This window comes from Arthrobacter sp. N199823 (assembly GCF_002929705.1).
In the GTDB taxonomy this organism is placed as follows: domain Bacteria; phylum Actinomycetota; class Actinomycetes; order Actinomycetales; family Micrococcaceae; genus Specibacter.
In genome coordinates, this window is the sequence record NZ_PJIN01000009.1 from 20,239 (window position 1) to 32,452 (window position 12,214).

Annotated in this window: 10 protein-coding genes; 5 read left to right on the forward strand and 5 right to left on the reverse strand. The window is 61.0% G+C overall.

Annotation, left to right across the window (positions count from 1 at the left end; all coding sequences use genetic code 11):
- Nucleotide 1: 1 nt before the first annotated feature.
- The gene (locus CXQ93_RS16220) at nucleotides 2–1,522 is read right to left on the reverse strand and encodes an MmgE/PrpD family protein (protein ID WP_104111472.1); all 1,521 of its coding nucleotides are present in this window, start codon (nucleotides 1,520–1,522) and stop codon (nucleotides 2–4) included.
- A gap of 54 nt (nucleotides 1,523–1,576) precedes the next feature.
- Nucleotides 1,577–2,212 carry a GntR family transcriptional regulator gene (locus tag CXQ93_RS16225; RefSeq protein WP_104111473.1) on the reverse strand — a complete coding sequence of 212 codons (636 nt, stop codon included), beginning with the start codon at nucleotides 2,210–2,212 and terminating at the stop codon, nucleotides 1,577–1,579.
- A 199-nt stretch (nucleotides 2,213–2,411) separates the two neighbouring features.
- Between CXQ93_RS16225 and CXQ93_RS16230 the strand changes: the two genes are divergently transcribed.
- Nucleotides 2,412–4,310: an AMP-binding protein gene (locus tag CXQ93_RS16230; RefSeq protein ID WP_104111474.1), complete on the forward strand. Its 1,899-nt coding sequence runs from the start codon at nucleotides 2,412–2,414 to the stop codon at nucleotides 4,308–4,310.
- A gap of 113 nt (nucleotides 4,311–4,423) precedes the next feature.
- On the opposite strand, the gene CXQ93_RS16235 is transcribed toward CXQ93_RS16230, so the two are convergent.
- The 3 genes from CXQ93_RS16235 to CXQ93_RS16245 form a co-directional block, all read right to left on the reverse strand.
- Nucleotides 4,424–5,707: a dicarboxylate/amino acid:cation symporter gene (locus tag CXQ93_RS16235; RefSeq protein ID WP_104111475.1), complete on the reverse strand. Its 1,284-nt coding sequence runs from the start codon at nucleotides 5,705–5,707 to the stop codon at nucleotides 4,424–4,426.
- A gap of 133 nt (nucleotides 5,708–5,840) precedes the next feature.
- Complete coding sequence (locus CXQ93_RS16240; protein WP_104111476.1) at nucleotides 5,841–7,517, reverse strand: DUF6297 family protein; 1,677 nt, start codon at nucleotides 7,515–7,517, stop codon at nucleotides 5,841–5,843.
- A gap of 4 nt (nucleotides 7,518–7,521) precedes the next feature.
- On the reverse strand, nucleotides 7,522–8,271 hold the full coding sequence (locus tag CXQ93_RS16245; RefSeq protein ID WP_258069070.1) for an ABC transporter ATP-binding protein: 750 nt from the start codon (nucleotides 8,269–8,271) through the stop codon (nucleotides 7,522–7,524).
- Nucleotides 8,272–8,429: 158 nt separating this feature from the next.
- Between CXQ93_RS16245 and CXQ93_RS16250 the strand changes: the two genes are divergently transcribed.
- The 4 genes from CXQ93_RS16250 to CXQ93_RS16265 all read left to right on the forward strand — a co-directional run bounded on the left by CXQ93_RS16250 (nucleotide 8,430) and on the right by CXQ93_RS16265 (nucleotide 12,214).
- Nucleotides 8,430–9,311 (forward strand): ParA family protein, encoded by an 882-nt coding sequence (locus tag CXQ93_RS16250; RefSeq protein ID WP_062290442.1) that lies wholly within the window; start codon nucleotides 8,430–8,432, stop codon nucleotides 9,309–9,311.
- Nucleotides 9,312–9,444: 133 nt separating this feature from the next.
- Complete coding sequence (locus CXQ93_RS16255; protein ID WP_258069084.1) at nucleotides 9,445–10,299, forward strand: ScpA family protein; 855 nt, start codon at nucleotides 9,445–9,447, stop codon at nucleotides 10,297–10,299.
- Nucleotide 10,300: 1 nt separating this feature from the next.
- Nucleotides 10,301–10,984 (forward strand): SMC-Scp complex subunit ScpB, encoded by a 684-nt coding sequence (gene scpB / locus CXQ93_RS16260; protein ID WP_104111573.1) that lies wholly within the window; start codon nucleotides 10,301–10,303, stop codon nucleotides 10,982–10,984.
- Between the two features lie 36 nt (nucleotides 10,985–11,020).
- Nucleotides 11,021–12,214, forward strand: coding sequence for a pseudouridine synthase (locus tag CXQ93_RS16265; RefSeq protein WP_104111478.1), 1,194 nt, complete (start codon nucleotides 11,021–11,023; stop codon nucleotides 12,212–12,214).

A 12,214-nucleotide genomic window follows, 5' to 3' on the forward strand; every position in this document is an offset into this window, starting at 1 on the left:
GTTAGAACAGTCCCTTGGGGGCAGCTGCCAAATCGATCACGCCGGGAGCTGCGGTGATGTTGAGCTGGTCCAGTTCCCCTGCAGCCAGGTTCGGCAGGTTCTCGGCTGCCTCGATGAAGCGGTCGATCTCGGCGTCCTCGACCAGGCCAGTGGCTAGGGTGCGGAACTTGTTGATGTACTGCTCACGGGCAAAGGGCCGGGCACCGAGCGGGTGGGCGTCGGCGACAGCGATGGAGTCTTCAATGACAGTCCCATCGTTCAGTGTGATGACCACCGTGCCACCGAAAGCCTTTTCGGCGATGTCCAGGGAGTGGTAGCGGCGCGTCCACTCGGCGTCTTCTTCCGTGGTCACCTTGTGCCACAGTTCAACCGTGTCGGGGCGGCCGGCTCGCTCGGGGGAGTAGGAGTCAACGTGGTGCCACGCGCCGTCCTGCAGGGCCACCGTGAAAATGTAGGGGATGGAGTGGTCAAGGGTCTCCCGTGATGCGGTGGGATCGTACTTCTGAGGATCGTTGGCGCCGGAACCAATCACATAGTGGGTGTGGTGGCTCGTCTTGATCAGGACACTGGCAACGTTCGCCGGATCCGTGGCTTCCGGGTGCTCGCCGTGGAGCTTGCGGGCCAAGTCGATCCAGGCCTGTGCCTGGTACTCGGCTGAGTGTTCCTTGGTGTAGGTGTCCATGATGGCCCGCTTGGCCTCGCCGTCGGCCGGCAGGGGTACCGTGTAGCTGGCGTCGGCGCCGTCGAGCATCCACGCGATGACGCCGTCTTCGCCCTCGTAGATCGGTACCGGGGAAGTCTGGCCGCGCATGGCACGGTCGGCTGCCTCGACGGCCATCTTGCCGGCGAAGGCGGGGGCGTGTGCCTTCCAAGTGGAGATCTCGCCCTTGCGTGACTGGCGGGTTGCGGTGGTGGTGTGCAGGCCCTGACCCACGGCCTGGAAGATGGTTTCCACCTCAAGGTTCAACAGGGTGCCAATGCCAGCAGCCGCCGACGGGCCCAGGTGAGCAACATGGTCAATCTTGTGCTTGTGCAGGCAAATGGCCTTGACCAGGTCAACCTGAATCTCGTATCCGGTGGCGATGCCGCGGATCAAGTCAGCGCCTGAGGCGCCGGTGTGCTGGGCAACGGCCAGGATCGGCGGGATGTTGTCCCCGGGATGGGAGTACTCGGCAGCAAGGAAGGTGTCGTGGTAATCCAGTTCGCGAACAGCAACGCCGTTGGCCCAGGCCGCCCATTCGGGGGAAACCTTCTCGGTGATGCCGAAGACGGAAGCGCCGGTGCCGCCGGTGGAGGGCGCGTGGGTCAGTGCCTGGGCGCGGGCCGCAACAATGGGGCTACGGTTCAGCGAGGCGATGGCCACGGAGGCGTTATCGATCACACGGTTGATGATCATATCGGTGACCTCGGCGGTCACGGCCACGGGGTCAGCAGCCACGGTGGCGATCTTGTGGGCCAACTGGTCCTCGCGGGCCAGCTTCTCTTCGCTCTTGTAAACGCGGACATTGTGATCGACTGTCATGGTGTTCCTTTCGCAGGGTGTTTCAAAAATTACTTCTAGAAAATGGGGGAAGATTTAGGAGGTGGTGCTCAAGAGGTGGCGCAGGCTGTTGTCGAGATGAACTGTGGTTGCTGCGCTGGCCACAACGGGGTTGCGGTTGGCGATGGCGAGGGCAATAGCGGCGTGTTCCCTGGCCGCATCGCGCAGCCGGACCGGATTGTCTTTAGCCAGACGGCGGACCCTGACCAGATGCACCCTCAGATTCTTCAGGGCCTGGGTGAGGTAGTGATTTCCGACGGCGGCATCCACCGCCGCGTCCAAGTCACCTGCCAGCTGGTAATAGTCGGCACGGGAGGGATCCTCGGCTGTGATGAGTTCTCCGGCATTGAGAAGCTGATGGTGGAGGTTGGCGAAAATCTCCGGATCGCAGCGCTGGGCCGCCAGTTCGGCGGCCCGGCACTCCAAGGCTGTGCGGAGTTCGAACAACTCATCCAGATGGTCAAGGGAAATTTCACTGACCACCACCCCGCGCCCGCTTTGCGGCTCGGAGAGGCCTTCAGCTGTCAGCTTGGCTAGGGCCTCACGTATAGGAGTACGGGATACCCCCAACCGTGCGGAGAGCTCCACCTCGCCCAGAACCGTGCCGGGAGTCAGCCGCCAGTTGATGATGTCGCTGCGCAATGTGGCGTATGCACGTTCACTAGCTCGCATGGTCCCTCCCTTTCTTACTTAAGCGCTTGTGCCGTACAGAACACAATACCCGTTCTGTGTATACAAGCAACAGCATTCAGGGGGCATTTTCCTAATTATCTCCCTAATAGTTCAAGGAATGTATACATAGATGGTTGTCAGGCCCCAAAGGTGGACGGTAGCATGGCTCACATCACATCAACGTGGATGGAGCAGCACCATGGCATTAGACGCCGTTAGCTATAGGGACGAATACCAGCGCAGCATCAGTGACCCCGAGGGGTTCTGGCTAGAAGCAGCAACAGCTGTGGATTGGGCAGTAGCGCCCCGGCAGGCTCACAACGGCGAGCAGCCTCCGCATGGCCGCTGGTTTGCCGATGGTGAGCTCAACACTTGCTACAACGCACTGGACCGGCACATTGCGGCCGGGCGCGGCGATCTGCCAGCACTGATTCACGATTCCGCCATGACCGGCACTCAGCGTGTCTACACGTACGCGGAGCTGACAGATCAAGTGGCCCGCTTCGCTGGGGTACTCCGCGCTCAGGGTGTGGGCAAGGGGGACAGGGTGCTGATTTACATGCCCATGATCCCCGAGGCTGCCATCGCCATGCTGGCCACCGCACGGCTGGGCGCCATTCACTCGGTGGTCTTCGGTGGATTTGCCGCCAGCGAGCTGGCCGTGCGCATCCAGGACGCCGCGCCAACAGTTGTTGTCACCACCTCGGGTGGCTTGGAGCCCCACCGTCTGGTGGAGTACCTGCCCACGGTTCATGAGGCCCTGGGTAAAGCTGGTGTGCCGGAACTTCCCGTGGTCATCAAGCACCGTGATGGCTTTGCCGCCGATCCCGCTGCCCTCGGCCTGAACGCCGTGGATTGGGAGAGTGCCCTCGCAGCCGCCGAACCCGCCGCACCCGTGCCGGTCAAGGCGAGTGACCCGCTCTACATCCTCTACACATCAGGCACTACCGGGGCGCCCAAGGGGGTGGTGCGCGATAACGGTGGGCACGCCGTCGCACTTCTGTGGACCATGAAAAATCACTACAACATTGCTCCCGGAGATGTTTGGTGGACGGCCTCCGACGTTGGCTGGGTGGTGGGGCATTCCTACATTGTCTACGGGCCGCTGCTGGCCGGGGCTACCACGCTCATGTATGAGGGCAAGCCCGTGGGCACCCCCGATGCCGGTGCGTTCTGGCGCGTCATTGAGCAGCACAAGGTCAAGGCGCTGTTCACCGCACCTACCGCGTTGCGGGCCATTCGCAAGATGGATCCGGAAGCAGAACTGCTGAAGAAGTACCACGTCGGCAGCCTGGAAACGCTGTTCACTGCCGGTGAGCGGCTGGATAGCGATACCTATCATTGGGCCGGCAAGGTGCTCGGGGTGCCTGTGGTGGATCACTGGTGGCAGACCGAGACCGGCTGGCCCATAGTGGGTAATCCTCGAGGGCTGGAACCGCTGCCGCTCAAGGCCGGCTCGCCCACGGTACCGATGCCCGGATTCGATTTGCGGATCGTGGATGGCATGGGAGTGGACGTGGCTGTGGGGGAGGAAGGCAACATTGTGCTGGGGCTGCCGCTACCGCCTGGCACACTGCCCACGCTGTGGAATGACGATCAGCGCTTCATTGATTCCTATTTGAGCGCGTTTGAAGGCTTCTACGTCACAGGCGATTCCGGCTACCAAGATGAGGACGGTTACGTATTTGTCATGGGCCGCACCGATGATGTCATCAACGTTGCCGGCCATCGGCTCTCCACAGGAGCCATCGAGCAGGTGATTGGCACCCATCCGGCCGTGGCCGAATGCGCCGTCATTGGTATTGCCGATGTCCTCAAGGGTCAAAAAGCCGTTGGCTATGTGGTACTCAAATCCGGAGTGAGCCTTTCCCCAGAGGACCTGCAAAAAGAACTGGTGGCACTGGTCCGGCGCGAAATTGGGCCCGTGGCCGATTTCAAGTCTGCAGTAGTGGTGGAGGCGTTGCCCAAGACCCGCTCCGGAAAGATCCTGCGCAAGACTATGCGGCAAATTGCCGATGGTGTCGATTACGTGGTCCCCTCCACCATCGAGGATTCCTCGGTGATCGATGCGCTCATGCCGGTTTTGCGTCCCAGCTAAAGCGTGGCAGGCCTGCGGAGACCCGCTCGCTGAACAACGGCAATAAAAAAGCTCCGGTAGTGCTGAATCAAATCAGCGCTACCGGAGCTTTTTTGTGGACAAACCCTCGGGTTTTACTGGGCCAGCGTGTGGGCAGCGTTTTCGCTGCCTTGGGCAGCTTCCACGTCCTCGTCGGAGGGGTCCTGTGCCTGCGTGCCAAGGTGACCGCGGGTGAGCTTGTTCATGATCAGTGCAATAGCACCGTCACCGGTCACGTTGGTGGCAGTGCCGAAGCTGTCCAATGCGATGTAGGCCGCGAACATGAGCCCAACCTCCACCTCGCCGAAGCCGAGCATCTGAGCGAGCAGGCCTGCGGCTGCAGCGATGGCTCCGCCTGGAACCCCGGGTGCGGCGATCATCATGACGCCGAGCATCAAAATGAAGGGCAGGTATGCGCTGAAGGATACGTCGCCGCCGGTGAGCAGCAGCACGGCGATGGAGAAGCAGGTGATCTTGACCATGGAGCCGGACAAGTGAATGGTGGCGCACAACGGAATCACGAATCCGGCGACAGAATCGGAGACGCCGTTCTTTTTTGTTGAAGCAAGCGTTACCGGAATAGTGGCCGCCGAGGAAGAGGTGCCCAGCGCGGTGAAGTACGCATCGCGCATGTTCCACAGAGCCTTGAACGGATTCAGGCCGGACATGGAGCCGGCAATGGAATACTGGGCGATCAGGACAACGAATGTCAGGGCGAAGGAGACCACGGCTACCAGCAGGAACTTCGTGACAACAGTAACGGCCGATCCACTGGCTGAGAGGTCCATGAAGATACCGAAGATGAACAGCGGAAGCGCTGGAACAATAATGCGCCGGATCACGGCTTCAATAATGGTGCGGAACTCGATGGCTCCACGGAACAGCACCTTGGACTTGAATGCTGTCAGGCCAATGCCGATCACAAACGCGAGCACCAAGGCGCTCATGACGCCGATCACCGGCGGAAGGACGATCTCGGTGGCTGACTCTCCAGCGCTACTGACCACCGTCAGGTAGGGGGTGAATCCTGAACCGTTTCCCGCGCCAATCTCTGCCAGTCCGCCGCCGGACAATGAAGCGGTGAAGAGCCACCGGCTCACAAAGTAAGCAAGGAGCCCGGCCAGGATGGTGGAACCATAGGCGATCAGCGCAGTGACGCCGAGCCACTTCCCCGCACCCTTGCCCAGTTCAGCGATGGCCGGCATCACGAGGCCCAAAATAATGAGCGGCACAATGAAGCTCAGGAACCCGGAGAAGATTGAGTTGTAGGTCAGGAATACCCCGCCGAGCCATGCAGGCATAACGGGGCCGATCAGGATACCCAAGACAATGGCTAGGACAATCCAGCCAAGTAGTGGGATCGATTTCAGCAGCTTCATGGTGGTCCTCTGGTCGTCTGTAGCGGTGCCGCGCGACGCTGCGTGGCACTCTGGCGGCGCAAGGCACGCCTCAGCAATAGTAGACGGTGTGGGTCGGGACACATAAACGGCCAGTTCCCCCTGCTACTGGCTCCTACTGGCGAGCAGTTGCCGGGGGAGTGCCGAACAAGCCGCCAGCTTGCTTGGCGGATTTGGGCTTGCGCACGTGAGTGCCCCACAAAAAAGCCAGCCAGGTCAGCGTCAGCTGAATGGGGAAGGCAATGGAGGGCACGCCGCCCGAGATCAGGCAAATCAATACCGGCAGCAACACAATGAGACTCAGGTCAGGACCACTCAAGAATGATTTGATGGCACCTGTGGGGATGGGGCCCGTAGGGGAGGCAACGGCTGGCATGTTCCAATCCGGGGCCGGTTTAAACCCGGCACGCAATGTGGCTGCGCCCAGCCCCGGGCCGGCAAGGATGGCAAGAATCAGTAAGGGGGGTGAGCCCACTCCTAGGGCCAGCAATAGGCCAAAGCAGACCGGTGCCCATATCGTCATGGCCACGGCAGGGACCACGTAGTGCACCCGTCGGACGGTGGTTGCCGGCAGCGGCATGAGAGTGTCCACCGCCGGATTACCGTTAGCGAACCGTGCGGTGGCACCCAAGGCAGTCGCAGCAAAATGGGCACACAAGTACAGGGCCACGGCAATCAAGATCGCATTGCCCAGGAACTCCACCGACGCCAATGACGCCGGAATGGCGGCCAGGACCAGAACCCGCAGCAGTGTGCTGGGGGAGCGTAGAGCCATGGTGGCATGCGTACTGGCAAGGGTCTTGATGCTGCGTGCATGGACAGTGCCACGCTTGAAAATCATTGGCAGCCTCACGTTGCTGGTGCCCGTGGCAGGTCCAGTGCTCAGTGACCGTGACAATTCAGTGGCATCCATCGATAGCAAAGAGCTCGCCGCATATGCGCCAGCCGCGGCACTCTTCTTCAGCGCAGCCGTCGTAATCCGTTCAAGGTTGACGTAGACGAGCGTCAGCAAGCCCAGCGCAAGGGCCACAATCAGCAGGGGCCAGGTGGCCCCGTCGGCCACTAAGAGCGGCCAACTCGTGGGGAGATACTTCAGCCAGGCGGTCTGCGCGCCGGTGCTGGCATGGCTACCAGCCACATTGTTGTAGAGGGCCGTGGCCACTAGCGTTAGTGGGGCCAGCAAGGTAATGACACCCATGACCTTCTTTAGCCAGGCGCCGGAGCCGGTGATCTGACACCACGACGCGATGCCGTAGAGGAGCCAGGCTAAGCCCGCGCCGCAGAGTACGGCCAAGGCTAACCGCCCGGGCGTGGGGGAGGATGCCATGCCCAAGGACAGTGGCAGCACCACAATGACGGCCGCAATGGTGGGCCAGAGCATGGACTTCAGGAAGCCGGGCTGGATGAACCCGCGGCGGCGGACCGGGAGTCCCAGCCACCAGGCGGTCTGCGGAAGCGTCATGGCCACAGGACCCATGGTCATCTCCAAGGACAAGAGCCCGGCTGCCAGAGTCAGCAGCACCGTGGCGCTTGCCTGCAGCAAGGTGACGGAATGGAACCCCGGGGCCACGGCAGTGGCCAGCAGCGCAGATTCGTTGCCCACGCCCAAGCTGTGGCGCAGGGCCACGATGAGGGCCCCGGCCATGGTGAGCAGCGTCAACCCGCCCAAGATGGAGGTATACACCTCGGAGACAAGTTCCATGAGCCCGCCCTCGGTCCGGCTGAGCCCGGCCTTGAACGTGTAATTGCGGATTTCTTTGGCGCTCAAGCGCTCTGTGGTTGTGGTGGTCATGGGCTTAGTCCGCGTGCGGGTTCTCTGAGGCGATCGCCGTCGCGGCCTGCGTGGGAGTCATGGCGTGGATGGTGTCGGAAATGAAGATGGCTTTGGTGGCCACAGTGGAGAGGAAATCCGGATCGTGGGTGACTACCAGCAACGCCAGCCCGGCATCCACCTCGGCGCGCAGCCGGGTGGCCAGCTTATGCCGCATGGCCGTGTCCAGGCGCTGCTCGGGTTCATCCAAAACTAGCAAAGAGCGGGGACGGACAAAGGCTGCCGCGAGAAGCATGCGGCGCCGCTGGCCCGAGGAGAGGTTATAGGGGCGGGACTTGGCCAGTGCCGAGAGACCGAAGAATTCCAGTTCGTCAGCAATGACAGCCTCCACATCGTCCACACCGTGGCCGGCCGAGACAATGGCCAGATGCTCCTCAACCGTGAGGGAGGGGAAAAATGCGTCATCGTCAAAGACCACTGCTACTTCCCGGCGGAAGTCCAAGGTCCTGTCATCGACCTCGGCGCCGTTGATCAGCGTGGTGCCCGAGACTGGTTCAAGCTGGCCCACCAACGTCTTGACTACGGTTGACTTGCCGGCACCGTTGGGTCCCACCAAGGCCAGTGCCTGCGCTGAGTGGAGGCTGAAGCTAACCACGCCGCAAACGGCCTCGCCCGCGTAGCCCGCCTGGAGCTTCTCGGCCCGGACCACGTCTTTACGCTGTGCCATTGGACTGGGTTTGGAGGTGTTGCCGGTGGGGCTGGTTCTTTTGCTCATCACCTTCGAAGTATAGACTTCTAGCAACATTCAACTTCAGCTTGAGGGTCAAGGCTCAAAAGCTATACGGGGCAAATGTTCAAAACATGTACCCGTCAACCGGTAACCTTGTCACTGGTAGCGCAGAATTATTAAGCAGCGAAAGTGTGGACTGACAGGTGAGCAACGAGCAGGGTGCAACGGCACTTGCCGGCGAGGATGTACTGGGCCCTACTGGGCGTCCCCTGACGGAATTCCCCGAACCTCCGGTTCTTGTTTCTCATGGCCCGGCCCGCATTATCGCGATGGTCAACCAAAAGGGCGGGGTCGGAAAGACCACCTCCACCATTAACTTGGGTGCTGCCTTGGCGGAAGCCGGGCGCAAGGTGCTGCTAGTGGACTTTGATCCGCAGGGCGCCCTTTCCGCTGGTTTCGGCACCAACCCCCACGAGCTCGACGTCACCGTGTACAACGTGTTGATGGACCGCAAGGTGGATATCCGCGACGCCATCATTCACACCGATGTGGAGAACATTGACATTCTCCCGGCCAACATTGACCTCTCGGCTGCTGAAGTTCAGCTCGTCAATGAGGTGGCTCGCGAGCAGGTTTTAGCCAGTGCCTTGCGTAAGGTTGAAGACGACTACGACGTTGTCCTCATTGACTGCCAGCCGTCCTTGGGTCTGCTGACCGTCAATGCTTTGACCGCCGCTCACGGCGTCATCATCCCCTTGATTTGCGAGTTCTTTGCCCTGCGCGCAGTGGCGCTCTTGGTAGAGACCATCGATAAGGTGCAGGATCGCTTGAACCCGGGCCTGCAGGTCGACGGCGTGTTGGCCACCATGTATGACGCCCGCACCCTCCACGGGCGCGAAGTTCTGGCCCGTCTGGTGGAAGCCTTTGGTGACAAGGTCTTCGAAACCGTCATCAAGCGCACCATTAAGTTCGCCGACGCCTCCGTGGCGGCCGAGCCCATCACCTCCTATGCGAGCAACCATCAGGGCGCTGAGTCGTACCGCCGGTTGGCCAAGGAACTGATCGCCCGAGGCGGCTCGCCCTAACTTGAGTTCATCAACATTCGTCGCGGGGATCGCGGCAGAAACACCCTTAGAAGACCCAGTGGCTGCACAGGCTTCAGGGACATCGGCGACGGCGTCGAACGGCCCCGAGTCAACGTCTCCGAGGCGCTTTGAAGTGCGCCTTGCGAACTTCACAGGCCCTTTTGATCTGCTTTTGGGGCTCATTTCCAAACATGAGATGGACATCACCGATGTGGCAATCGCCACTGTTACGGATGAATTCATCAGCTACTTGAAGGCTCTGCAGGATCTCGGGCAAGACTGGGCACTGGATGAAGCCAGCGAATTTCTGGTGCTGGCCGCCACGTTGCTGGACCTGAAGGCTGCCCGGCTGCTGCCCGCCGGTGAGGTGGAGAACGACGACGATCTGGCCCTTTTGGAGGCCCGTGATCTCTTGTTCGCACGGCTTTTGCAATACAAGGCCTTCAAGGAAGTGGCCACCCTCATGGGTGGTGAACTTGATCGCGAAGCCCGGCGTTTTCCCCGCCAGGCAGGCCTTGAGCCGCACTTTGCCGCGCTACTGCCCGAACTTCTCTGGCGGCACACGCCCCAACAATTTGCCGCACTGGCAGCCAGAGCACTGGAACCCAAGGAAGCTCCCAGCACCACTGTGGCCCTGACACATCTTCACGTGCAAGCCGTCAGCGTCAGGGAACAAGCCGCCATTATCACCGCCCTGCTCACAGCAGGTATGCCCGAAAAGGGCGAGCCGGGCGCATCGGACTGGGTGGGAAAGCCGCTGACCTTTGCCGTGCTGAGCGCCGATGCCGACTCTTCCATGATGGTCATTGCCAGATTCCTGGCCCTGCTGGAATTGTTTCGGGACCAGATGATTTCCTTCGACCAACCGGAGCCGTTGGGGGAGCTGCGCGTGCACTGGAGCGCCGGCGTTGTGCCGGCCACACCAACGGAGGCAGCACAAGCGCACCCTAGTGACGTTGCTTCGCAGAGTGAGGTTCACCATGTCTGAGATGTCTGAGAACACCGCCGGTCATCAGAAGCGACATTCGGAGAGCCCCGAAGAAGGCCTTCCGGAAAGCTCCCCGTCCGCTGATCCTGACAGCTCTGGGCTCCTTGACTCTAGGGACAGCGTTCGTGCAGCCCTGGAAGCCGTCTTAATGGTGGTGGATGAACCGGTGACGGAAGAGCAATTGGCTTCCGTGGTGGGATTGCCCGCCGTTACCATACGTGAGCTATTACACGAACTCGCAAGGGAGTACGACGGCTATACTGGAAAGGGTGACACCGTACCGGTTCGCGGCTTTGAACTCCGGCAACTTGCCGGTGGTTGGCGTGTTTATTCACGTCCCGCGTACGCCGAGATCGTGTCCGCGTTTGTTGTGGACGGCCAAACGGCCCGGCTCACGCAGGCAGCCTTGGAGACTCTAGCGGTGATTGCTTACCGCCAGCCGGTCTCTCGAGCCCGTGTCTCCGCCATTCGTGGCGTGAACGTGGACTCTGTTGTCAGGACGCTTGCGCAGCGCGGGTTGATTGAGGAAGTGGGCACCGATCCGGTGTCCGGGGCTTTCCTGTACCGCACCACGGCGTACTTTTTGGAACGGCTTGGGATGGGGAGCGTGGACGAGTTGCCGCAAATTGCACCGCACCTGCCCGGTCTGGAAAACCTTCAGGATTTCGATGATTCACACTTTTAGCATGACCACAACATTTAGCACTTTAAGGATTATTTTATGACACCGTCACCCCGCTCCGGGAACTCTTCCGGACAGTACCAACCGCGTGGCGGTAAGCCGCGCTCTGGCGCACCCAAGTCCGACGGCTACAAGGGCGGCTCCAAGTCCGACGGCTACAAGGGCGGCTCCAAGTCCGACGGCTACAAGGGCGGCTCCAAGTCCGACGGCCACAGGGGTGGATCCAAGTCGGGTTCCTCTGACGGCCTCAAGCCGGGCGCTTTGCGCGCGGCAGGTTACAACGCCGACAGGGCCAAAGCGGCCAGCGACGGCGGTTACAACTTCGGCGGCCCCAAGGCATCTTCCAGCAAGTCCAAGCCCGGTGCCCGCAAGCCGAGCCAGTCCGGCGCCCGTCCGTTCAAGAACGAGCAGTACGGCCGCACCGTTGGCCCGTCGAAGAACCGGCCCACCGAGCAGAACCGTCGCCCAACACGGACCACCGATGACATTGACATTCACAACGCAGAGGGCGTGCGCCTGCAGAAGGTCATGGCCATGGCGGGCGTGGCATCTCGCCGCCTGTGCGAGGACATGATCCTGGAAGGTCGCGTTCAGGTTGACGGCGTCACAGTTAACCAGCTGGGTCTTCGCGTTGATGCGGCCACAGTAGAAATCTCTGTTGATGGCATGACCATTCAGACCAACGATGCCTTGGTTTACATGGTCTTCAACAAGCCCAAGGGCGTTGTTTCCACCATGGATGACCCCGAAGGCCGCCCCTGCATCAGCGACTTCTTGAAGAAGCGCCAGACAGCAGAGCGCCTGTTCCACGTTGGCCGTTTGGATACCGGCACCGAGGGCCTTTTGCTCTTGACCAACGACGGTGAGCTGGCCAACCGCTTGACCCACCCCAAATACGAGATCCCCAAGACCTACCTTGTTCAGGTCAAGGGCCCCATGGCTCACGGCGTTGGCGCCCAGCTCAAGGACGGCGTGGAACTTGAGGATGGCTGGCAGAAGGTTGACTCCTTCCGTCTGGTTGACTCCACTCCGGGTCACGTCTTGGCTGAGGTTGTTTTGCACTCCGGTAAGAACCGTATTGTTCGCCGTATGTTCGATTCTGTCGGTTACCCGGTGGAGCGCCTGGTGCGCGTCAAGTTCGGCCCCATCGCCTTGGGCGATCAGCGTCAGGGCAGCGTACGCGTCCTGGGACGTCACGAGGTTGGCTACTTGCTTTCCGACGTGGGGATGTAA

Bases quoted from the DNA above. Each gene is read 5' to 3' on its own strand.
- CXQ93_RS16240 (WP_104111476.1), bottom strand. From the start codon at position 7,517: ATGACCACCACAACCACAGAGCGCTTGAGCGCCAAAGAAATCCGCAAT.
- CXQ93_RS16245 (WP_258069070.1), bottom strand. From the start codon at position 8,271: ATGAGCAAAAGAACCAGCCCCACCGGCAACACCTCCAAACCCAGTCCA.
- CXQ93_RS16220 (WP_104111472.1), bottom strand. From the start codon at position 1,522: ATGACAGTCGATCACAATGTCCGCGTTTACAAGAGCGAAGAGAAGCTG.
- CXQ93_RS16265 (WP_104111478.1), top strand. From the start codon at position 11,021: ATGACACCGTCACCCCGCTCCGGGAACTCTTCCGGACAGTACCAACCG.
- CXQ93_RS16230 (WP_104111474.1), top strand. From the start codon at position 2,412: ATGGCATTAGACGCCGTTAGCTATAGGGACGAATACCAGCGCAGCATC.
- CXQ93_RS16225 (WP_104111473.1), bottom strand. From the start codon at position 2,212: ATGCGAGCTAGTGAACGTGCATACGCCACATTGCGCAGCGACATCATC.
- CXQ93_RS16235 (WP_104111475.1), bottom strand. From the start codon at position 5,707: ATGAAGCTGCTGAAATCGATCCCACTACTTGGCTGGATTGTCCTAGCC.
- scpB (WP_104111573.1), top strand. From the start codon at position 10,301: ATGTCTGAGAACACCGCCGGTCATCAGAAGCGACATTCGGAGAGCCCC.